Raw genomic sequence first — 21,888 nt, 5'->3', positions numbered from 1 at the left:
CGATCCGGTGCCGCGTGGCGACGGCCACGCGGCACCAGGCACCGCTCCGGCTATATCCAATGGGAAGGGATCGGTCCAATGGGAAGGGATCGGCAAAGGCCCTGCGCAAGCGCCTAGCGCCGCGGCTCGGAGATCAGTACCTGCTGTAGGGCCTCGAACTCCTCCACACACTTGCCCGACCCCATTGCAACCGAATGCAGTGGATTCTCCGCGATGTGGATCGGCATGCCGGTCTCCTGCCGCAGCCGCTCGTCGAGACCGCGCAGCAGCGCCCCGCCGCCGGTGAGGACGATGCCGCGGTCCATGATGTCGCCGGAGAGCTCCGGCGGGCAGCGGTCGAGGGTCACCTTCACCGCGTCGATGACCGCGTTGACCGGATCCTCGATCGCCTTGCGGATCTCCTCCGCGGTCACCACGATCGTCTTCGGCAGTCCGGTGATCAGGTCACGCCCACGGATCTCGGCGCTGGGCTCGTCGGGAACCTTGTGCGCCGACCCGATCGCCATCTTGATCTCCTCGGCGGTGCGTTCGCCGAGCATCAGCGAGTACTCCTTCTTGACGTAGGAGATGATCGCGACGTCGAGTTCGTCCCCGGCGGTACGGATCGACTGGCTGGTGACGATGCCGCCCAGTGAGATCACGGCGACCTCGGTGGTACCCCCGCCGATGTCCACGACCATGTTGCCGGTCGGCTCGTGCACCGGCAGACCAGCGCCGATCGCCGCGGCCATCGGCTCCTCAATGATGTAGACCTTGCGGGCGCCGGCCTGATAGCCGGCGTCCTTCACGGCCCGCTGTTCCACGCCCGTGATGCCGGAGGGCACGCATACGACCAGCCTGGGCTTGGCGAAATGGCGCCGCCGGTGCACCTTCTGGATGAAGTAGCGCAGCATCCGCTCGGTCGTCTCGAAGTCGGCGATGACGCCGTCCTTCAGCGGCCGCACGGCCACCACGTTGCCGGGCGTCCGGCCGATCATCCGCTTGGCGTCGGTTCCGACGGCGAGGATGCCCGAGGTGGTGGTATTGATCGCGACCACGCTCGGTTCGTTGAGGACGATCCCGCGGCCACGCACGTACACCAGCGTGTTGGCGGTACCGAGGTCGACGGCCATGTCACGACCGAGGAACGACAGCGAACTGGACATCGTCGGGTACCGACCTTCCCGGGGGATGCGGTCCTGGCCGCCTCCGGCGCGACCGACAGGCACGGCCTACCGAGGAGCCGGAGAAGCGCGTGGAACACGTACAGAGTTCGTAGATCGGACAAGACGACCCGGGCGCCCACCGGGAATTCGACCACGGCCACCGACCACGACCCTGTCGGTTACCGCGACCCACCGGACACGCTCCGGGCAAGTACTTGAAGGGTAGACCGACACCGGGCCCCTCGCCGCCCCGGTCGGTGATGGGCCGGTTTCGTGTCACCCTTGGGCCGGAACCGCCCTGCGCACACCCATGAGTCACGAGGGCGACACGCCCACGGTCCCGGCCCGGCCAGGCCAGGCCAGGCCACCCGAAATCCGACCGGAGGCGTCTCGATGCGTCTCGGGAACGCCCCGGTCGGTGTGAACGGCTACGCGGTCAGCTCAGGCCCGGGAAGAAGAGGTCGATCTCCCGCTTGGCAGACTCCGGCGAGTCCGAGCCGTGCACGAGGTTCTGGCCGATCTCCAGCGCGTAGTCCCCACGCAGCGAGCCGGGCGCGGCCTTGACCGGATCGGTTGCGCCGATCAGCCCACGCGACGCCTCCACCGCACGCGGCCCCTCGGCCACGAGGGCCACCAGCGGCCCGGAGGTGATGAAGTCGACCAGTTCACCGAAGAACGGCTTGCTGGCATGCTCTCCGTAGTGCGTCTCGGCGACGGACCGCTCCAACGTGCGCAGTTCGAGCGCCACCAGAGTGAGCCCCTTGCGCTCGAGCCGGCCGACGACCTCACCGACGAGGCCACGGCTGACGCCATCGGGCTTGACCAGGATGAGGGTGCGCTCGACGGACACGGTACTCCTTCTCGATCATCGACTTCGTCGTCCTCGACGAGGGACCCAAGGATCCCTCGCCAACTTACAGGGTGCCCACGTCCGCACCGTGACGGGACCGCGGCGTCCCGGGAACGCCCCGCAACCGCATCAGGAACGCGTCGGGAACATGTCGGAAAACCCAGGAGGACGTCACGGACGCAGCAACGCCCGGGCCCGACCCACGACGGAGGCCGAACCGGTGACCACCACGCCGGCGCCACCCAGATCGGCGTCCTCCTCGGCGAGGCGCACCCCGGCGTCGAGCGCGTCGTCCAACCGGGGTACGACCTCCACCCGGTCGGAGCCGAAGACACCCACGGCGACCGCGGCGAGACCGTCGACCGGCAGCCATCCGGGCCCAGCACCGGCGGTGACCACCACCGTGTTCAGGACCGGCTCCAGGACGGCCAGGAGCTCCGCTGCCTCCCGCTCGGCGGCACCGTCCCGCTCGGCGGCACCGTCCCGCTCGCCACCACCGTCCCGAGCGGCGGCACTCTCGACCTCGCGCTCGATGGCGATGACCCCGACAAGGACGTCGAAGGTGAACGCCTCGTCGAGCGCCGCGGCCAGCGCGCCCGCCGCCACAGGCGAGCCGGCCACGTCAAGAATGATCGTCGGGGACCGGCGGACGACCTCCAGCCGGCCCCGGGAGTCCACCTCGGCAAAACCGGCGCGGACCGCATCGACGTCGAGTTGGTTGCGCCCGCCGCCGAGGAACGCCTCGACCGCGGCCAGCGCGACCGCCGCGTTATGGGCCTGATGCGCGCCGTGCAGCGGCAGGAAGATCTCCTCGTAGGTGCCGCCCAGCCCCTTCAGCGTGATCATCTGCCCCCCGACGGCCACCTGCCGGCCGAGTACACCGAACTCCAGCCCCTCCCGGGCGACCATCGCCCCGGTCTCGGCGGCGCGCCGCAGCAGCGCCTGCGCGGCGGGCAGGACCTGCTGGGCCAGCACGACCAGGGTGTCGGCGCGGATGACTCCCGCCGTCCGCGTGGTGATCCGGTCCAGGCCCGCCGCCGGCTCCCACTCGCCCACCGCCACGGGGGTGACGACCGACACCGGCGCGTCGAGCAGTGCGCTCAGCTCGCCGGCGTCGTCCCAGCCGGACTCGATCACGGCGAGGTCGGCGGGGGCGTCGGCGAAGGCGGCGAAGGCCACGGCGGCAAGCAGCTCGAAGGCGCTCAGCCGGCCGTCATCCTCGATCAGCGGCAGGTACGGCGCGATATCGGCGTAGGCGCGGCCGAGGACGTCGGAATCGATCGTGGCGTCGGCCAACCCCACCCGCTGCTCGGCCCCGAGCCAGCCCGGCGAACTCAACGATCCCGCGCGGATGCCGAACGAGTGCAGCAGTGCGGTGATCGCGGACACCGTGGAGCTCTTCCCCACCGAACCGGTCACCACGATGCTCGGAAGGGCCCGCTGCGGCTGGCCGAGCAGATCCAGCAGACGGCGCAGCCGGTCGAAGCCCGGCCGGGCGCGGATGTCGCGGCGTTGGGAGTACTCGGCCGCGAACGCGCGTGGACCCTCCCGCTCGTGATCAGGAGCATGGGTGGTTCCGGCGGTCCCGGCAGCGCCTGTCACATCCCCGATGGTACGGCCCGATGGGACGGGTCCACCGGGTTCACTCCCGCCTACGCAGGTGCCCACGCCGGTACCCGCGCTCCCCCGCAAAGGACGCGTCCGGCGCACCTGTCCGCGGACTACTGTCGACCCCAGGTCGAAGGAGGGCGAAACCAGCCGGTGAAGTGGAACCAGCCTGTGAAGTGGACGTACGAGTCGGCGTGGGCCGCCCTGAACAACACGGTGGATCTCGAAAAGCAGACGATGCCGGCGGGTCGGCCGGTGCCGAGCCTTGACCGGATGCGGGAGCTGGCGGGCCGGCTCGGGGATCCGCACCGGGCGGTTCCGCTGATCCACCTGACCGGCACGAACGGCAAGACCTCGACGGCGCGGATCATCTCGGCGCTGCTGGGCGCGGCGGGGCTGCGGGTGGGGCTGTACACCAGTCCGCATCTGGAGCGGGTGAACGAGCGTCTGGTCGTCGACGGCCGACCGATCGGCGACGAGGAGTTCGGACGCTGCGTGGGCACCGTCCTGGACGCGGCCGCCCCGATGAGTGGACGGCCCACCTTCTTCGAGCTGCTGACGGCCACCGCCTTCCGATGGTTCGCCGACCTGGCCGTCGACGTCGCCGTGGTCGAAGTGGGCCTGCTCGGTCGCTGGGACGCCACGAACATCGCCGACGGGCGGGTCGCGGTCGTCACCAGCATCGGCGCTGATCATCTGGACTACGCCGGGAGTATGGCGGGCGTGGCCCGCGAGAAGGCCGGGATCGTCAAGCCCGGCAGTCACCTGGTGCTCGGCGAGGTGGACCCCCGCTTCGACGACATCTTCGCCCGGACCCCGGCCACGGACGTCCTGCGGCTGGGTCGGGACTTCGCCGCGGTCGCCGGCCACCCGGACGCGGCGGGTCGACGGGGCGGTTTCCGCACCCCGCAGGCGCGCTACGACGACGTGCGACTGTCCCTGCACGGTTCCTATCAGGATGCCAACGCGGCGTGCGCCCTGGCCGCCGTGGAGACCTTCGTCGGTCATTCCCTCCCCGACGTCGTGGTCCGGACCGGTCTCGGGGGCGTCCGGGCGCCGGGACGCCTGGAAATCGTGCGCGCACAGCCGCTGTGCGTGCTTGACGGGGCGCACAACCCGGCAGCGGGCGCGGCGCTCGCCCGGTCCCTGCGTGAGGAGTTCCCCGGGCGAGAGTGGACCGTCGTCTACGGGGCGCTGCGCGGTCACGACTACGAGGGGACTCTCGCGGAACTGCGCCACCAACCGATCAGCTCGCTGATCGCCTGCGAACCGGCGTCACCGCGGGCCATCCGCGCCGAGCACCTGGTCTGCGCGGCGCGGGCGCGGGCGATGCCGGCCCACGCCGCATCCGACGTCGGCTGCGCCGTCCGCCACGCCCTGCGGGACGCGGCGGGGCCGGGTGGGGCGATCCTGGTGACCGGGTCCTTCTACCATCTGGCTGAGGCCCGCCGGACCCTGACCGCGCTGGACCCGACGCACGGAATGCACTGAGTGACCCGACGCGCGGGCCGCGCCGAGTCGCACGGGACACGCCGAGTGGGCGCCGGGTAGGCGCCGTCAGGCCGACTTCTCCTGGCGGGGAGCCCGCTTGGACACGACGTCGCGCGGGACCAGCGTCGGATTGACGTGCTCCAGCACGACCTCGCGGGTGACGACGACCCGGGCCACATCCTTGCGGCTCGGGATGTCGTACATCACCGAGAGCAGGACCTCTTCCATGATTGCCCGCAGCCCACGAGCACCGGTCCCACGCAGGATCGCCTGGTCCGCGATGGCCTCGAGCGCGTCCGAGGTGAAGTCGAGGTCGACGCTGTCCAGCTCGAACAGCCGCTTGTACTGGCGGACGAGGGCGTTCTTCGGCTCGGTGAGGATGCGGATCAGCGCCTCACGATCCAGGTTGGACACGCTGGTGATCACCGGGAGCCGGCCGATGAACTCCGGAATCATGCCGTACTTCAGCAGGTCCTCGGGCATGATGTCGCCGAAGACATCGGATCCGTCCGGGTCGTCCTTGCCGTGCAGTACGGCGCGGAACCCCAGCGACTTCTTGCCGATCCTCGACTCGATGATCCGGTCGAGCCCGGCGAACGCCCCGCCCACGATGAACAGCACGTTCGTCGTGTCGATCTGGATGAACTCCTGATGCGGGTGCTTGCGCCCGCCCTGTGGCGGCACGCTGGCCGTGGTGCCTTCGAGGATCTTCAACAGGGCCTGTTGCACGCCCTCACCGGACACGTCCCGCGTGATGCTCGGGTTCTCCGACTTCCGGGCGATCTTGTCGACCTCGTCGATGTAGATAATCCCGGTCTCGGCCTTTTTGACGTCATAGTCGGCGGCCTGAATGAGTTTGAGCAGAATGTTCTCGACGTCTTCCCCGACGTAGCCCGCCTCGGTCAGCGCGGTGGCGTCGGCGATGGCAAACGGGACGTTGAGCATTCGCGCGAGAGTCTGGGCGAGCAGCGTCTTGCCGCAGCCCGTCGGCCCGAGCAGCAGGATGTTGCTCTTCGCGAGCTCGACCTCGCCCTTGCTCCCGTCACCGCTGGATCCGCCCGCCTGGACCCGCTTGTAGTGGTTGTAGACCGCGACGGAGAGGGTCTTCTTCGCCGTCTCCTGCCCCACCACGTAACTGTCGAGGAACTCGTAGATCTCGCGCGGCTTGGGCAGTTCGTCCCATTTGAGCTCGGAGGATTCGGACAGCTCCTCCTCGATGATCTCGTTGCAGAGATCGATGCACTCGTCGCAGATATAGACGCCAGGGCCGGCGATGAGCTTCTTCACCTGCTTCTGCGACTTACCGCAGAACGAGCACTTGAGCAGGTCACCGCCATCACCGATGCGTGCCACCGAGGACTCAGTCCCTTCGTCCAGACGATGGTGTCGCCTGCATGTCAGGGGCGGTTGACACCGCCCAGTCGTCGCGTGTCTGCCTGCAACCATCCCCGTGGGGACGGTACCCCGCCGAGCCGTCCGGTGAGAGCCCAATCGCTCGGCTCATACCGGTCAGCCTACGGTCACCTTGGCCGCCCTCGCCCGTCCACGCAGTCCCATTAGGCCATCGCGTCACGGACGAGAACCGCTGACCGGGTTTCACCGCATCGGCGCGTCGGGTGTGGTAGCGGCCGACGGCCGACGACCGCGGGCCGGCCTCACGAGACGTCACGCCTCGCGAGGCTCCGACCGCGGGCTCGGACCGCCGGCCCGGCACCTCAGCGAGCGGTGGCGAGCCGGGAGGACTTCCGGGTCTTGATGACCTCGTCGATCAGGCCGTACTCCTTGGCCTCGTCGGCACTGAAGATCTTGTCACGCTCGATGTCCTTGCGGATGTCCTCTTCCTTCTTGCCGGTGTGGACGGCGAGCATCCGCTCCAGCAGAGACCGCATCCGCAGGATCTCCCGCGCCTGGATCTCGATGTCGCTCGACTGGCCCTCGCCCTGCGCCGACGGCTGGTGGATGAGGATCCGGCTGTTCTCCAGCGCGAACCGCTTCCCCGGCGTGCCCGCCGCCAGCAGCACCGCCGCCGCCGACGCCGCCTGACCCATGCAGATCGTCGAGATGTCCGGCCGCACGAACTGCATCGTGTCGTAGATCGCCGTCAACGACGTGAACGACCCACCCGGCGAGTTGATGTAGATCGAGATGTCCCGGTCGGGATCCTCGGACTCCAGGAACAGCAGCTGCGCCATCACGTCGTTCGCCGACACATCATCGATCTGCACACCGAGAAAGACGATCCGCTCCTTGAGCAGCTTCGAATACGGATCCATGCCGTACTCGCCGCGGGAGGTCTTCTCGATGATGTTCGGCAGGACGTAGCGGCCCTGCGGCTGGGCGGCTGCCTGGCGGGCCTGCTCGTGCCGCATCTGCTGGTACAGCGTGTCGTGGAACATGGTGGCTGCCTCCGGGACGGATGACGACGGTTCGATCCGGTGAGCGGGGGCTCCGCTCAGCTCACCGGGCCTTCGCTGGGAACCTGGCGGGCCTGCTGGACGACGTGGTCGACGAAGCCGTAGTCCTTGGCCTCCTCGGCTGTGAACCACCGGTCCCGGTCGGAGTCGCGCTCGATCTGCTCGATCGGCTGACCGGTGTGGAAGGCGATGCGCTCCTGCATCATCCGCTTGGTGTACAGCATCTGCTCCGCCTGGATGGCGATGTCGGAGGCGGTGCCCCCGATACCACCGGACGGCTGGTGCATCATGATCCGCGCGTGCGGCAGGGAGTAGCGCTTGCCCGACGCACCGGCGCAGAGCAGGAACTGCCCCATCGACGCGGCGAGACCGAGCGAGACGGTCGCGACATCATTCTCGACGAACTGCATGGTGTCGTAGATCGCCATACCGGCGCTCACCGACCCACCCGGCGAGTTGATATAGAGGAAAATGTCGCGGGTCGGATCCTCCGCGTTGAGCAGCAGGAGTTGCGCGCAGATCGCGTTGGCGATCGAGTCCTCGACGACCGAGCCGAGGAAGACGATGCGGTTGGCCAACAGACGGTTGAACACCTGGTCGTCGAACGCGGGTCCACCCTGACCGGGTGCACGAAGGTCCGGACCCGGAACCGGCAGGCGCGGGGCTGCGATGTTACTCACGGTCAGCTCCTCGACTTCCTCACATGGGACGGCTGATTGACCGGCTCGACACTATCTGTGACACGCCCCAGTTCCCGCCCTTCCCGCCCGATGTTCGCGCTGGGCGTGAGGACGGGCCAGCCCGGCCAGCCCGGGGCCGGTGGGCGCTCATGGCCAGCCGGGTGCGGGCTGGTTCGGCGCGGCGCCGTCCGGTCACGGAAGGCGGCGATGATGAGACGAACAGCGGGGCCGGCCACGGTTCCAGGTGGGAACGGTGACCAACCCCCACGGTTCGCCTGTTATGACCCGATGGTTGCTTCGGGAGGAACGCGACCGCGCCAGCGGCGAGGCGCTGATCAGCCGTTGCCGTCGGTCTCCGCCTCGACCGGCTCGACCGGCTCGACCGTGGCGTCCCCGTCCCCGGGGGCGACGGCCTCCGCCGCGACGGTGACATCGCGGTCATGATCGGCGTCGGCATCGGTGTCCGGCTGCGAACGGGCTGGCAAAGCGAGCTCGACGGGGGTCCCCGCACCGTCGACGACCTTGGCGTTCTCCAGCAACAGGAAGAGCGCCTTGGTCCGCAGGACGTCGGCCATCAGGGCCGTGAGACCCTCGCCCTGCGCAAGCTGCTGAGCGTAGACGTCCGGCTGCACCCCGGAGCGCTGAGCGCGCAGGATGAGCTGCTCCATCAGCTCGCCCTGGTCGATCCCGATCGACTCGGCATCGATCACCGCGTCCAGGATGAACTGGGAGCGGATCGCCTTGCCGGCGGACTCGCGGACCTCCGCGTCGAACTCCTCCTCGGTCTGGCCGAGGGTCTCCAGGTAGGACGGGCGGTCCGTGCCGATGTACTCCAGCTCGCGGGAGAGGCGGTGCTCACGGGCCTCGATCTCGCCGGCGAGCAGCGAGCCGGGCACCGGCACCTCCACCCGCTCCAGGAGGCTTTCCAGCAACTTCTCCCGGGCCTGGCCGACCTGTTCGGTGCGGCGCGACTGCTCCAGGCGCGTCCGGATGTCCGCGCGCAGCTCGTCGAGGGTGTCGAACTCGCTGGCGGTGGTCGCGAAGTCGTCGTCCAGGGCCGGGAGCTCCTTCTCCTTGACCCCGCGGACCGTCGCCGTCACCTGGGCGGGCTGACCGGCTTGCTCACCGGAGAGCAGCTCCGTGGTGAAGGTGCGGGTCTCGCCGTCCGTGGCGCCGATGATCGCGTCGTCGAGACCCTCGACCAGGTTGCCGCTACCGACCTCGTAGGACAGCCCGGTCGCCTCGGCACCATCGATCGGCGTGCCGTCCGCCTCGGCGGACAGGTCGAGCGAGACGTAGTCACCCGCCTGCACGGCCCGCTCCACCGGCGTGAGCACCGCGAAACGATCACGCAGCGCGCCGAGCTGCTCCTCGACCTGCTCGTCGGTGACCTCGACGGCGTCAACGGTGATCTCAAGCTCCGAGAACTCCGGCAGAGTCACCTCGGGCCGGACATCCACCTCGGCGGTGAAGACGAGCTGGCCGCCGTCGGCGAACTCGGTGATGTCCACCTCGGGCCGGGACAGCACATCGACCTCCTCGGCCTGCACGGCCTCGGAGTAGAGCTGCGGCAGCGCCTCCTGGACGGCCTCGTCCAGGATGACACCCCGGCCTAGCCGCTGGTCCAGGATGCGCGGCGGGACCTTGCCCGGCCGGAAGCCCGAGACCCGGACCTGGCGGGCAAGCTTGCGATATGTGGCCTCGAGCGAGGGCTTGAGCTCGTCGAAGGGCACCTCGACAGTGAGCTTGACCCGGGTCGGGCTGAGGGTCTCCTTGGTGGCCTTCACGGCGCGGCGGTCTCCTGGTACGACGTTGGACAGGGGGTGACACGCCGAGGGTATCGGTCGGGGCGGGGAGACTCGAACTCCCGATCTCCTGCACCCAAAGCAGGCGCGCTAGCCACTACGCTACGCCCCGAGGCGTCGCCTGCTCATTCTACGGGGTAAGCTCGCATCGATCACCTCGCGGGTGTAGCTCAATGGCAGAGCCCCAGCCTTCCAAGCTGGCCATGCCGGTTCGATCCCGGTCACCCGCTCCACTCTTCACCCCCTGGTCAGGGCTATGTTCCGGCCAGGGGGTGAAGATCGTTCAGACAGTCAGCATCGGGTCATAGGCCATCCACGGGCCACTAGGCCGGCACGAGAGCCCCCGCGGCCCCGTCCTCGGGGGTGTCGTCCGGGCGTGGCGCGGGAGGTGGCACGCTCCCCTGCTGCGCGGCCAGGACGGCGCTGAGGGCGTCCGCGATGGCCGCGTCAGCCTCGGTGGATGCGTGCTGGTAGATGAGCGCGGCGCGGGGCGAGTCGTGCCCCATGCGCGTCATCAGGTCCCGCAGACTCGCCCCGGTCCTAGACGCCAGCGTGTTGCCGGTGTGCCGCAGGTCGTGAAAGTGCAGGTTCGGCATGCCGATGGCAGCAACCGCGTCTGACCATCCCACGAGCTTCCGGAAGTTCCCGCGGCGCAGAAATCCACCCTTCGGTCCTGTGAACACGAATGCCGCCGGATCGTCCGCCACATATTCGGCAAGGTGGATCCGAAGCCACGGCAGAATCACCGCTGGGAGAGACACGGTACGGACACCCGCCCGGGACTTGGGCGGACCGAGAACGACCCCTTGCCCACCGATCTCCACCAGGGACTGCCTGATGTGCACGATGCCGTCGTCGGTGTCGAGGTCGCGTCGCTGAAGCGCGGCCACTTCACCCCACCGCAGGGAGGCAAAGGTGGTCACCAGCACGAGCGCTCGGTACCGACCACCAAGCTTCTCCGCGAGAGCGAACACCTGAGAAACGGTCAGGACCGGACGCTCGGGAGCGTTCTCCTGATCGGCCCCGGGGATACGGCACGGGTTGGTCCTGATCAGCTCGTCTTCCCGGACCGCAGTCATGAGCACGGCGCGCAGCAGCCGGTACGCCTTCGCCGTCGTACCCACCGACACGCCCGATTCGAGTAGCTTTGTCCGCCACTCGCGGATGATCGGAGTCGTGAGCTTGCCGATCGGAATACCCCCGATGTACGGCGTGATATGCCGGGTGAGGAGCCCCGAATACAGGCCGATCGTGCGTGGCCTGAGATTGGGCCGCTCGACAATCCAGCGGGCGGCGTAGTCGGTCAGGGTAACCTTTCCGCGCTCCGGATCGATCCATTCTCCGCGCAGTATTTGACCCTCGATGAGGGTCAAATACCGTTCCGCTTCACTCTTCCGCGCGAATGTCTCGGGTGCGGTGCGCTGCTGTCCGTCCGGCCCGGGATAGCGGACCTGGTATCGGCCGGACTCGCGGCGGCGAATGCTGCCGAAGCGGCGACGGGCGGCCATCAGATCACGCTCCGTACGTCGCGCCAAACCTTGGAGACCGTGAGCGACTCGACACGACCGGCCGCGATATGGGCGTCAACGTCGGCGGAGGTCAGCCGGATCGACCGGCCGATGCGGTGGAACGCGATACGCCGTTCCGCAACCAGGCGGCGCACGTACCGGACACTCATGTTCATCCGGGCAGCGGCCTGCTCGACGGTCAGGATGTCGCCCAACGGCGCCGGTGGGGAGGTCGTACCGGCGGCCGGTCGCGTCGACGCTCGGTGGCGGGCGGGTATCGCGAGGACCACACCGCCCGCCTGTGGGCTGGTAAGGGATTGAGCCACGATAGGTGTGCCTTCCTTCGTTTCGAGCGGATGGGGGCGGGTGCTCCCGGCGGGTGCTTGGTCGGCTTCGCCGGGGGTGCCGTTGAGGTGTGGTGTGGGCTGGTTCAGGTGGGGACTCCTTCGGCGTGGAATCCGCCGGTGATGGCGGCGTTGATGTCGCGGTCGGTCTGGTCGGCGGTGTGTCCGGCGTCGGTGAGCGCGGCCCAGGCTTCGGTGGTGGTGAGGTGGCCGGCGGCGACCATGCGGGCGATGCCGCGGGCGGCGCCGTAGAGGGTGGTGCGGCGGCGTCCTTCGGGTGCTCGGGCGACGGCGGCCAGGTGTGCGGCGAGCAACGCGGCGGGGTTTGAGATGCCCCCCGCCTCTCCGGCGCGTGACGAGACGCGGGCCGGTGTGCAGCTGCGTGGCGGGGCGGGTTTCGTCATGGGCGGATCGGCGGCCACGGCGGCGATGAGGGCGGGGGGCATCTCGGCTACCGGCCGGGTGCCGGCCCACTGGTAGGGACGGCCGGTGGTCGGGTGCAGTGACGGCGGCGCGACCACCAACCCGCCGTCCGCCTTGATGTCGATGCCGGGAGCGCCGGTGAGGGGCCGGGAGAGCACCGGATGTCCGGGGTGGCGGTAGTACAGGTGCCATCCGCCTCCGCCGGTGGCCACGGCGGCTGTGGGGGTCATCAGCGACCGGTCGAGGGTGCCGCCGTTGCGGGGGTCGATGTCGATGACGGCCAGGCCGGCGGCGGTGCCGGTGCGGATCGCCAACAGGCCGTCAGGGACGGCGGCGAGCATGGCGACGATGCGGTTTCGGTCGGTGGTGGCGGCGTAGAAGCTGTGGCAGGTCAGACACGGGCAGGCTTCCCTGTCGTGGTCTGGCCCTGCCTGCGCGCAGGGCTCACAGTTCGCCACCGGCCGCTTGGTACGTCCGAGGACGAACACCGGCCATCCCTGGTCGGCGTAGGTGACGGCGGCGGGCAGCATCGACGGGCGGGGGGTGGTCATGGCTGGTTGTCCTGCCCGTCGGCGGGGTCGGTGTCGTGGGGGTCGGCGGCGGGGAGGTTGTCGAGCCAGGTGTGGAACCGGTCGCGGGGGATGACCCAGCGGCGGCCGAGACGCCGTCCGGGGAGGTCGCCGCGGCGCAGCAGGTCGTAGGTACTGGCGAGGGACAGGGAGAGCATGTGGGCGGCTTCGGCGACGGTGTAGACCGCGCGGCACGGGGCGGGGAGGGTGGCCGGGGTGGGTTTGCTGGCGGGTCGGGTCGGGGTGCGGTTGTCGCGGGGGGCGGTGTCGGCCATGGGGTTGGGTGATCCTTCCTAGCAGGTGGTTGGGGGGGTGCGGATCGGGTGGTGGGGGGCGTTTCGGGGGTGGTGGGCCGGGGGCTGCTAGCTGCTAGATCCCTGGTCAGGGGTGGGATGAGCTGCTAGCAGCCCCCGGCCAGGCCGGTCGGGTCTGTGGGTGGGGGTTCGGTGGGGGTGGCTCGAAGGGCACGGCGCGGTGGTAGCGGTGGGGGTTCGCGGGCACAGAGACGGTTTTGGGCATGGGGGTACCGCCTCTCCGTGCTTGGGGTTTGATGACGGACGGTGGTGGGGGATCGTCGTCGTCAGGTTGTCGTCAGGTCGTCAGGTCCTGGTCGGACCGGGATTCGTCGCTCTGTGGCCGGTTGGGGGCCGTCGTGGCGGGGGTGACGGTCGAGGCGACGACGACCTGACGACGGTTACTCAGGGTTGGTATCGAGGGTGTCGCGTCCGGTGACCGAACGTGCCCCACCGTGCGGCGATGAAACTCCCAAAACTCCCGTCCACCCCCCCACCCGCAGCCTCTCCGGGGCTGTTGGCGCTGGTCACTGGGGAGCCCCGAAACACCGCGGGAGTTTCGGGAGTTTCGGGAGTTTGACTCACCGTGACGATCGCGGTCTCGCTGACCTGCGGATCGAGAGAGTCGTCGGCGAGGTCGGGAGTCCACAACCCCTGACGGGCGGTCATTGGGCCGCCGCCGGCTCCCGCAGGATCTTCAGGAGGGTGTCGAGGTGGCGGCGGGCGTCGCGGGTGGCGGCGGTGAGTTGGTCGGCGAGCGCGGTCGGGTTCATGGGCGTGTCCTTCAACAGAGTGCGGAAACGACCGTCCGAACCGTCCAGACCGTCCAGGCATCGACGTTTCCGCAGGTCAGCATGGGTGCCAGGGCTGGACGGTTGGGGACAGACGATCGTCCAATCGAGCGGGCAACCGTCCAGGTGCGTGACGGATTGGACGGTCGGCGGGCGGGACTGGACGATCGGCGCGGCCAACCGTCCAGCGCGTTTGTGCTGGTCACCGGGGGTCCTTGGACGGTTTGGACGGTTCGGACGGTTGAATCGCAGAACTGTCGTAGGCCAGGTGGATGAGCCGTTGACGTTGGATGTCGCGACTGCGGGTGAAGTCGACCGTGACGCCTTGGGCGCGTAGGGCGGGTGCCACGCGGCGTGCGGCGCCGGACATCCCACGGGCGGAGCGCGGCCAGGTCCGCGGCCGGGGGTCGGGGGCGGGAAGGTTCGCGTAGAGCGCTTCGGCGGTGCCGGTGAAAGCACCGACTTTGGCCAGGTGCCGGCGGATGGCCTCGGCGACCGGGTCAGCGGCCACGACGGCGGCGGCCAGGTCGGCCGCGGCGGTGGTGTAGTCGGGCAGGGTCGTCCAGCCGGTGACGGTGTCGAGGGCGGCCAGGACCCGGGCGAAGTCCGCCATCCGGGGCAGCTCGTCCACCCGCACGCCGGGCAGCGTGGCGAGAACCTGGGACAGCAGGTCCAGCAGCGCGGCCAGGACGGTGGGGCGGGCGGCGTCGTAGGCGGCGGAGATCTCGCCATCGGTTCGGCGCCGGGCCGGGTCGATCCGGGTGAGTTCCAACGGGAGGATGCGTTCGGCGAGGTCGCCGGCCAGGTCTCCGGCGTCGATCGAGGTCATGGCTAGCACCCGGCGGTAGGAGATGACGGTGACGTCGTCGTCGGTGTACAGGGCCCGGTCGACCATGCCGTCACCGGTCACGGCCTTGCACAGGGTGTCGGAGAACCACGGCGCGACCCCGGAGACGTTGTCGAGTGCGACCACCCACGACGCGGACGCGGTGATCGACCACTGCCGCGCATCGCGGGGGGCGGAGCGCAACGGCGCCGGGGAAGGGTCCAGTAGGCACACGGTGATCCGGGCCGCGGTGGACTTCGCCGTACCTTGCTCGCCGGTGAGGACCAGGATCGGGTGCGGGATGTCGGGTAGGAACGCGGCAACCAGCCACCCGACCAGCAGCCGGAACCCGGCCTCGGACACGTTCACCAGCCCGCGCAGGGCGGCCAGGTCACCAGGCCGGGCCGGGATCGGCAACGGGCTGGTGAGCGCGGTCCGGCGAAACAGCACCGGGGAGCGTTCCAGCACGGTCCAGCCGTGCGCGTCGACCTGCACACAGCGACCGTCGACGGTGCCCAGGTCGAGCACGATCCCACCGTCGACGGTGGCAGCGACCCGCAGACCGACCGCTTCCGGTTCGGCTTCGGCGGCGGCGCCTTCCAGCACGGTCAGCGCGTCGGACAGCGCACCGCCCCCCGGCGTCGACCCGAACCGGTCGTAGTAGGCCGTGGCCAGACGCGTCCGTAGACCGTCGCGGCCCCGCAGCGACAGGGCGATCATCGGCCCGGCCAGGTCAACGGCGTAGGCGCGTCCGTCGCTGCCGCGCACGACCCGGTACCGCTCCCGGGCCAGAGCAACCAGCCGGGTTGCCTGTGACCCCGACCCGCCGTCGTCCGGCACAGACTCGTGCTCGTCATGCGGGTTGTGCTCGTGCTCGTGCTGGTGCGGGACGTCGACCGGAACCGCAGTGGTCGCCTTCCCGGGCACGGAGTCACCGTGCCCACCGGGCGGCACCGCCACGTGCAGGTGCCGCGACCGGCGCGCACCGGTCGGGTCGCCGTGGTCGCCGCTCATCGCACGCCACCACCACCGCGGCGGCGGGGCACCGCAGTGAGATGCCCCTCCCCCCCGGCGTTGCGCCGCTGTCCAGCCGGACCAGCCACCCGCAAGTCACCCCGCGGCGCGGTCGCCCGCCCAACGATCAGCACCGCGCACGGCGTGCCGATCGGGGGGAGGGGGCATCTCGTCTCCCCCGCCGTGTGGGGCGGGACAGCGGCCGACGGGGCCGGAGTGCGGTGCGGTACCGCCCGTGCGGGGCGGTACCTGTCCTTCCCGCCCCCCGGGCCGCGGGGGTCACGGTGAGTAAGAGTCCCAAGAGTCCCAAGAGTCCCACGGTCCCTACCGGCCCCCCGGTGACCAGCACCAACGGGGCGGATCGGGTCCCGGGCGGGGCCGCTGGTGAGACTCTTGGGACTCTTGCCGTCCCCGAGCCGGTTACGGTCGGTGTCGGACGGGCGCAACGGATCGGGCAACGCCCGCGGCGGGGGCGGACTGGATCGGGGCATGCGAGCAACACCTTTCGGTGACAGGAAGGAGGGCGTACCGGTAGGCGCTCAGGTCGGATCGACCCGGGCAGGGTCGCGCGGGGTCGATCCGCCCAGCTCAGGACCGACAGTCGGATCGAATGGGCCGTACACGTCCAGATCGGGGTGCCGGCCGGTTGCCGATCGACCTGCGGATCGGGTTCCCGTCGGCCGTCACGTGACGACCGGCCGGAGGTCAGGCCGCGATGGGGCGGTGGTTCACCGGCTTCATCGGCACCCGGTACACCGGCACCGGCGGCGCACCGGCGCCGGTCGTCAGGGTGCCGGCGGCGCGGCGCGCCACCCACTCCGCGACCGACAGCGCACCCTTCGACGTCCCGCACGGGGTGCACGCCGGGATCAGGTTGAAGCGGCTGTTCGTGCCCCCGGCGGCGCGCGGCACGAGGTGATCGAGATGATCGGCGGCGGCGGTCAGGCAGTAGCCGCACCGGCCCCCGAACGCGGCGAACAGGTGCCGGCGGGTCGACGGGTTCCCGACGCTCACCGGGCCACCGCCTGCAACGGCGGGCGGGAGGTGAACGCGGAGCCGAACACGTCGGAAAGCAGATCGGCGTAGAACGGCGACAGGCCGGCAGTGTGGCCGTTGCGCCAGCGTCTCACGGTCCGCTTCACGCTGTCGTTGTCCGGAAGCCTCACCCCACGGCGCCCGGCGGCGCGGCGCAGTTCGACGATGAGACGGCCAGTGCTCCACTTCCGGTCCTCGCACAACCGGCGCACGTCGCTGGCCGTCAGACCCAGCTCCCCCACCGCCGAAGCCGGGACAGCGTCGGCGGCGTTGACGACCAGGTCGTGCAGACGCAGCGCCTCGGCGGCAAGCCACCGCAACGCCGCTGCGACATCCCCCGCCGGGTAGCCGGCGGGCACCGGGACGCCCCCGGCCGGCGGCGCGGCATGCTCCAGGGCCGGGATGCTCACCGCACACCCGCCAAGGCGCGGATGTCGGCGGCGAGCATGCCGGCCACGGCCCGGCGGCAGAACGCCGGCCAGGCGTGGGCCTCGGCGTCGGAGGCGGGAGCGAGGACCCGGTAGGGCTCCCCGGCCAGGGAAGCAGCGGTCCTGCGCAGAGCGTCAACCCCGTAGCTGTAAGCCAGGCGGGTCAGCTCCCGGCGGACATCGACCGGGGTGGACAGGTGCTCGGCGTACAGGTCGCTGTGCACCATCAGCGCGGCGGCCATCTCACCGGCGGTGAGCTCGTCGACGCCGGACGGAACACCCTCGGCGATCAGCATGTCGAGCACGGCCCGGCGGCAAAGCATCACCCACTCGTCCCCGCGCACGTTGGCGTCCGCCAGCCGTTGCCAGGTCTGGTACACCGCCGTCATCCCGCGGGCGGCAACCTGGTACTCCACCTCGTACCGCACCAGCTCCGGGGTAGCCACGTCATCCCAGCCGATGACGTCGGCATCGACCAGCGCGGCCACCATCACCGCGTACGTCAGCGGCACTCGCGCGGACAGGTAGCCACGGGTCGGCCCGTACTCCCCCTCCTCGAACATCGGCGGACCACCAACAGGGCGACCCCCGACAGGACTACCCGCGGGCATCGACCCGACCGGACGCGCGGAAGTACGCTCAAGAAGCATCGTTCGGTTCCTCTCACCAGGGCGTTCGGTGCACCAGCCCCGAGGAGTTGCCGCTCCTCGGGGCCTTTCGTGGACTGACAGTACTGAACAACTCAGTACTCGTCAACCGACGGGGCGCATAACTTTCCGTGATCGATATCAACTCAGAGTGTCCGATCGTTGTCGCACGCTTGGGTAAAACGTCTGATCTGCGACGGTTCGCATGGTCTACTCGGGGAGGCGTAGGCGTCGGGCTGCAGGCGGTGACCTCATGTACTCAAGTCAAGCGGGTGGCGACGGGAACGACCATGCACCACCGGCGCACTGGCGATGCACCGTTAGTGCATCGCCAGTGCAGCTCGGGGCGTGACCGTGGACGTCGTCGCATCGTGGACCGGAGCGCGGGCTGACGCACTGCGTGAGGCGCTGAGGATGTCCAACGAGGGGTTCGCGGCTCACCTAGGCGTAGCCGCTCGGACCGTCGCCAACTGGCGGGCACGTCCAGAGGTCGTGCCGCGGCCTGCCGCTCAGGAAATCTTGGATGCCGCGTTGGCGCGCGCGCCCTTCAACGTCCGGGAGCAATTCCGGATGCTGCTGTCCGCCGACGGTCGGCGGGCAGATTCTCGGGAGACTTCCAGCGAGAATAAAAATCAGGCAGAGGTTGACGCCAGCCCTACGGGGCTATGGACTCCGGACGGTACACTATCGGCAGTAGCCGAAGTCTCGGAGGGAAGTCCAATGGACCGAAGGCAATTTCTTGTTCTTTCGGGTTCCACCCTCACCTCTCCTGCACATGAATGGCTCATTGCGCGGCCATCGAACGATCTTTCGAGTCAATCAGGGAGATTCGTTGGAACATCGATCGTGGACAACCTGCGCCGTATCACAGACGAGCTTCGCCGCATGGACGACCAGATCGGGAGCGGCCCCCTGGTGCAAGTAGTCCGCAGCCAGGCATCCTATGTCACCGACCTTCTGAAGAACGGCCGCTACACCGACTCGGTGAGCCGAGACCTTTACGGAATGCTTGCCGAGCTTCTGCGCCTGGCGGGGTGGCTCTCGTTTGACGCGGGGCGCCACGGTCAAGCGCAACGCTTTTTCACCGCAGGGCTGCGCAGCGCCCACACCGCCGGAGACCGCGCGCTCGGCGCGAACATCCTCGGGTTCATGAGTTGCCAGGCGAAGGACATCGGCCAGTTCACCGAGTCAGCGAGATTCGCAGACAGCGCGAGAACAGGCTACGCCGGTACCAGCCCGACAGTTTCGGCAATCCTGAACATGAGGGCCGCCCAGGCGTACGCGAACCTGAAAGACGCGGTCGAGACGCGCCGGGCAATCGATGCCGCCTTCGACGTCTTCGGCGGAAATCCTCCCGGTCACGGAGAACCACCGTGGTCCTACTGGTTCAATGAGGCTCAGATGAATGAGCAGGTTGGCTACTGCTACATGCGCCTTGGGGATTGGGAGCGTGCCCGCGACCACCTGTCCCTGTCTACCGGTGTTACAGGAGGTCCAGACACTCGGGAAGGGGCTTTGCGTCAAGCCCTGTTGGCTGACACCTACGCTCAACAGGGTGATCCGGACAGTGCATGCGCAATTGGCAACCAGGCGATTGACGCTCTCACGAATGAGGTTGATTCAGCGCGCTGCGTCGGGCACGTAAAGCAGGTAAGACAGCATCTTGTACCGTATCACAGATTGTCGGTGGTGCAGGAATTTAACGAGCGAGTAGAGGCCCTCTCCAAATCAATCACCTGAATTCACCTCAAATTCGCCGATCTCCGATTCCGGATCAGTTTGCAGCTCGCCCGACGCCTGCTCGTCTGGTGCGGAAGTCGCGCCGCTTCGAGCGCGTCCCCCAACACCTACACGGGTACGTCCGGCGTGCCATTCGAGGATGCGTTGCGGCCGCCAAACGTGCGTGCGTCCGATCGTCCGGTCGGGTTCTGGCATCTGGCCGCGTATCCGGTAGCTGCTGACCGTGCCAACGCGGACACCGAGGTACTCAGCCACGTCGGACGTCGTCCACCATTCGAGGTCCGGGTCAGGCGATCCTGCGGTCACCGGGCCATCTTCCCCGATGGGCGAGGCGTCGCCAAACGGCAACGGTGCGGTTCCGTCCGATGTTGCCGAGGGTGACAGCTCGCGATGCGGCGTCGCGCCGCTAGCAGGAGTGACATGAGGGTGCATGAGGCGGCTCCTGGCGGGTCGATGGGAGGAAAGCTGTCAGCCTGCTAGCCGCTAGCCTGCTGCTCAGGCGGCCTGCGGACTGCTAGCGCACCTGCTAGCGATAGCAGGTGTAGGTGCTAGCGCTAGCAGACTGCCGGCCACTACCTTCCGTGACGATGTGGCTTACAAGCGGGACGAACGCGAGGCCCTGAGCAGCCCGGAGACGCCCTACTCGGTAGCGATCCGGCAGGCCATCTACGGGCCAGTAGGTGGGCGGCCTAGAGGGCACTCAGTGCCGTTCGTGGCACTCTGCGGTCGGGCTGGTGGCGGTCGTACAGGCCCGCGATCAACCTTCCAAGCTGGCCATGCCGGTTCGATCCCGGTCACCCGCTCCACTCTGGGTCAACCGTGTCCGCGCGGAGGCGGACCTTGTCGTTCCGCCATGTCCACCGGGCGGGCCGAACCCCCCGAACCCCCCACGTACCGAACAGACCCGGCTCCAGGCAAACCGTGTCCGCGCGGAGGCGGACCTTGTCGTTCCGCCATGTCCACCGGGCGGGCCGAACCCCCCGAACCCCCCACGTACCGAACAGACCCGGCTCCAGGCAAACCGTGTCCGCGCGGAGGCGGACCTTGTCGTTCCGCCATGTCCACCGGGCGGGCCGAACCCCCCGAACCCCCCACGTACCGAACAGACCCGGCTCCAGGCGTGGTTGGTCTCTTGCCGGTCAGAGGGAGCGGGCGATGAGCTCCTTCATGATTTCGTTGGTGCCGCCGTAGATCCTCTGGACGCGGGCGGCGGCGTACATGCGGGCGATGGGGTACTCGGTCATGTAGCCGTAGCCGCCGAAGATCTGTAGGCAGCGGTCGACGATCTCGCACTGCTTGTCGGTGGCCAGGTATTTGGCCATGGACGCGGTTGCTCCGTCGAGCCGGCCGGCCACATGCTCGGTGATGCAGTGGTCGATGAAGGTGCGCAGCGCCAGCGCTTCGGTACGGCACTCGGCGAGCACGAACCGGGTGTTCTGGAATTCCAGCAGGGGTTTGCCGAACGCCGTGCGCTCCTTGGCGTAGGCGATGGCCAAGTCGACGGCGTGTTCGGCGGCGGCCGCGGCATTCACCGCGATGGACAGCCGTTCCTGCGGCAGCTGCTGTACCAGCTGCACGAAGCCTTGGCCCTCGGCCGGACCGAGCAGGTTGACCGCAGGCACCCGCATGTCGGTGAAGGCCAGCTCGCGGGTGTCGGTGCCCATCGCGCCGATCTTCTGCAGCACCCGGCCGCGTTCGAACCCCGGCAGCCCCTGGGTTTCCGCCACGATCAGCGACAGCCCTCTGCCGCCGGGCGCGTTGCCGGTGCGGGCCACGATGATGAGCAGGTCACAGTGGGTACCGTTGGTGATGAACGTCTTTGCACCGTTGATCACGTAATGGTCACCCTCACGCCGGGCGGTGGTGCGCACGGCCTGCAGGTCGCTACCGGTGCCCGGTTCGGTCATCGCGATCGCGCCGACGAACTCACCGGACGCCAGTCTGGGCAGCCAGCGCTGCTTCTGCTCGTGGTTGCCGTAGGCGTTGATGTAGTGCGCGACGATCGGGCTGTGCACCAGGTAGGCCCAGCAGTCGTCGGCGATGTAGCCCTGCTCGCGCAACACCACGGCCTCGTGCGCGAACGTGCCGCCACCGCCGCCGTACTCAATGGGGCAGCTGATGCACAGCAGGCCGATCTCGCCGGCCTTGTTCCAGAACTCGCGGTCGACCGCGTGCTGCTCGGTCCACCGCCCGTGGTTGGGTTCGGATTCCTTGGCCAGGAAGGTGCGGGTGAGGTTTTGGAGCTGGTCGAGCTCCTCGGTCATCCACGATGATCGG

19 protein-coding genes and 2 tRNA genes are annotated in these 21,888 nt (G+C 69.1%); 3 read left to right on the top strand and 18 right to left on the bottom strand.

The window, feature by feature from the left end; translation table 11 throughout:
- Positions 1–113 precede the first annotated feature (113 nt).
- From FRANCCI3_RS06070 to FRANCCI3_RS06060, 3 genes are all read right to left on the bottom strand, one after another.
- Entirely contained in the window at positions 114–1,145 is a 1,032-nt protein-coding gene (locus FRANCCI3_RS06070) for a rod shape-determining protein (protein WP_011435655.1), read from the bottom strand.
- Between the two features lie 436 nt (positions 1,146–1,581).
- Entirely contained in the window at positions 1,582–1,995 is a 414-nt protein-coding gene (gene ndk / locus FRANCCI3_RS06065; protein WP_011435654.1) for a nucleoside-diphosphate kinase, read from the bottom strand.
- Between the two features lie 171 nt (positions 1,996–2,166).
- Positions 2,167–3,597: a dihydrofolate synthase gene (locus tag FRANCCI3_RS06060; RefSeq protein WP_011435653.1), complete on the bottom strand. Its 1,431-nt coding sequence runs from the start codon at positions 3,595–3,597 to the stop codon at positions 2,167–2,169.
- Between the two features lie 177 nt (positions 3,598–3,774).
- On the opposite strand from FRANCCI3_RS06060, the gene FRANCCI3_RS06055 reads away from it, so the two are divergent.
- Positions 3,775–5,094 (top strand): bifunctional folylpolyglutamate synthase/dihydrofolate synthase, encoded by a 1,320-nt coding sequence (locus FRANCCI3_RS06055; protein ID WP_023840540.1) that lies wholly within the window; start codon positions 3,775–3,777, stop codon positions 5,092–5,094.
- 66 nt (positions 5,095–5,160) lie between these two features.
- Here FRANCCI3_RS06055 and clpX read toward each other — a convergent pair whose 3' ends face one another.
- The 5 genes from clpX to FRANCCI3_RS06030 form a co-directional block, all read right to left on the bottom strand.
- The gene (gene clpX / locus FRANCCI3_RS06050) at positions 5,161–6,447 is read right to left on the bottom strand and encodes an ATP-dependent Clp protease ATP-binding subunit ClpX (protein ID WP_011435651.1); all 1,287 of its coding nucleotides are present in this window, start codon (positions 6,445–6,447) and stop codon (positions 5,161–5,163) included.
- A 362-nt stretch (positions 6,448–6,809) separates the two neighbouring features.
- Positions 6,810–7,463, bottom strand: a complete 654-nt coding sequence (locus FRANCCI3_RS06045) for an ATP-dependent Clp protease proteolytic subunit (protein ID WP_193359375.1) — start codon at positions 7,461–7,463, stop codon at positions 6,810–6,812.
- A gap of 83 nt (positions 7,464–7,546) precedes the next feature.
- Positions 7,547–8,188 (bottom strand): ATP-dependent Clp protease proteolytic subunit, encoded by a 642-nt coding sequence (locus FRANCCI3_RS06040; RefSeq protein WP_011435649.1) that lies wholly within the window; start codon positions 8,186–8,188, stop codon positions 7,547–7,549.
- Positions 8,189–8,523: 335 nt separating this feature from the next.
- Positions 8,524–9,975 (bottom strand): trigger factor, encoded by a 1,452-nt coding sequence (gene tig / locus FRANCCI3_RS06035; RefSeq protein WP_011435648.1) that lies wholly within the window; start codon positions 9,973–9,975, stop codon positions 8,524–8,526.
- Positions 9,976–10,032: 57 nt separating this feature from the next.
- Positions 10,033–10,105: transfer RNA gene (locus FRANCCI3_RS06030), tRNA-Pro, on the bottom strand.
- A gap of 47 nt (positions 10,106–10,152) precedes the next feature.
- On the opposite strand from FRANCCI3_RS06030, the gene FRANCCI3_RS06025 reads away from it, so the two are divergent.
- Positions 10,153–10,226: transfer RNA gene (locus FRANCCI3_RS06025), tRNA-Gly, on the top strand.
- A 90-nt stretch (positions 10,227–10,316) separates the two neighbouring features.
- On the opposite strand, the gene FRANCCI3_RS06020 is transcribed toward FRANCCI3_RS06025, so the two are convergent.
- The 8 genes from FRANCCI3_RS06020 to FRANCCI3_RS05980 form a co-directional block, all read right to left on the bottom strand.
- Positions 10,317–11,501: a tyrosine-type recombinase/integrase gene (locus tag FRANCCI3_RS06020; protein WP_011435647.1), complete on the bottom strand. Its 1,185-nt coding sequence runs from the start codon at positions 11,499–11,501 to the stop codon at positions 10,317–10,319.
- On the bottom strand, positions 11,501–11,716 hold the full coding sequence (locus FRANCCI3_RS06015; RefSeq protein WP_035959253.1) for an excisionase family DNA-binding protein: 216 nt from the start codon (positions 11,714–11,716) through the stop codon (positions 11,501–11,503). Before FRANCCI3_RS06015 ends, FRANCCI3_RS06020 begins: the two co-directional genes overlap by 1 nt.
- Before the next feature lie 215 nt (positions 11,717–11,931).
- Complete coding sequence (locus FRANCCI3_RS06010) at positions 11,932–12,819, bottom strand: bifunctional DNA primase/polymerase (protein WP_011435645.1); 888 nt, start codon at positions 12,817–12,819, stop codon at positions 11,932–11,934.
- Positions 12,816–13,112, bottom strand: a complete 297-nt coding sequence (locus FRANCCI3_RS28675) for a helix-turn-helix domain-containing protein (RefSeq protein WP_011435644.1) — start codon at positions 13,110–13,112, stop codon at positions 12,816–12,818. The genes FRANCCI3_RS06010 and FRANCCI3_RS28675 overlap by 4 nt, the downstream gene beginning before the upstream one ends.
- Positions 13,113–14,123: 1,011 nt before the next feature.
- Positions 14,124–15,761, bottom strand: coding sequence for a hypothetical protein (locus FRANCCI3_RS05995; RefSeq protein ID WP_011435643.1), 1,638 nt, complete (start codon positions 15,759–15,761; stop codon positions 14,124–14,126).
- A gap of 705 nt (positions 15,762–16,466) precedes the next feature.
- Positions 16,467–16,775 carry an HNH endonuclease gene (locus tag FRANCCI3_RS05990; protein WP_011435642.1) on the bottom strand — a complete coding sequence of 103 codons (309 nt, stop codon included), beginning with the start codon at positions 16,773–16,775 and terminating at the stop codon, positions 16,467–16,469.
- A complete protein-coding gene (locus FRANCCI3_RS05985) occupies positions 16,772–17,206 on the bottom strand; it encodes a hypothetical protein (protein WP_011435641.1) in 435 nt (144 codons plus the stop codon). The genes FRANCCI3_RS05990 and FRANCCI3_RS05985 overlap by 4 nt, the downstream gene beginning before the upstream one ends.
- The gene (locus tag FRANCCI3_RS05980; protein WP_236701547.1) at positions 17,203–17,787 is read right to left on the bottom strand and encodes a hypothetical protein; all 585 of its coding nucleotides are present in this window, start codon (positions 17,785–17,787) and stop codon (positions 17,203–17,205) included. Before FRANCCI3_RS05980 ends, FRANCCI3_RS05985 begins: the two co-directional genes overlap by 4 nt.
- A gap of 603 nt (positions 17,788–18,390) precedes the next feature.
- Here FRANCCI3_RS05980 and FRANCCI3_RS05975 point away from each other — a divergent pair.
- Entirely contained in the window at positions 18,391–19,611 is a 1,221-nt protein-coding gene (locus FRANCCI3_RS05975) for a tetratricopeptide repeat protein (protein WP_131728966.1), read from the top strand.
- Here the strand turns inward: FRANCCI3_RS05975 and FRANCCI3_RS26020 are convergent.
- Both FRANCCI3_RS26020 and FRANCCI3_RS05970 read right to left on the bottom strand, forming a co-directional pair.
- Positions 19,600–19,917 carry a helix-turn-helix transcriptional regulator gene (locus tag FRANCCI3_RS26020; protein ID WP_083503464.1) on the bottom strand — a complete coding sequence of 106 codons (318 nt, stop codon included), beginning with the start codon at positions 19,915–19,917 and terminating at the stop codon, positions 19,600–19,602. The genes FRANCCI3_RS05975 and FRANCCI3_RS26020 overlap by 12 nt on opposite strands.
- Positions 19,918–20,750: 833 nt before the next feature.
- Positions 20,751–21,875 carry an acyl-CoA dehydrogenase family protein gene (locus FRANCCI3_RS05970; protein ID WP_198030948.1) on the bottom strand — a complete coding sequence of 375 codons (1,125 nt, stop codon included), beginning with the start codon at positions 21,873–21,875 and terminating at the stop codon, positions 20,751–20,753.
- Positions 21,876–21,888: the final 13 nt, after the last annotated feature.

The sequence above is a fragment of the Frankia casuarinae genome (assembly GCF_000013345.1).
GTDB classification, from domain to species: domain Bacteria; phylum Actinomycetota; class Actinomycetes; order Frankiales; family Frankiaceae; genus Frankia; species Frankia casuarinae.
This window is presented reverse-complemented; position numbering and strand designations above follow the sequence as displayed.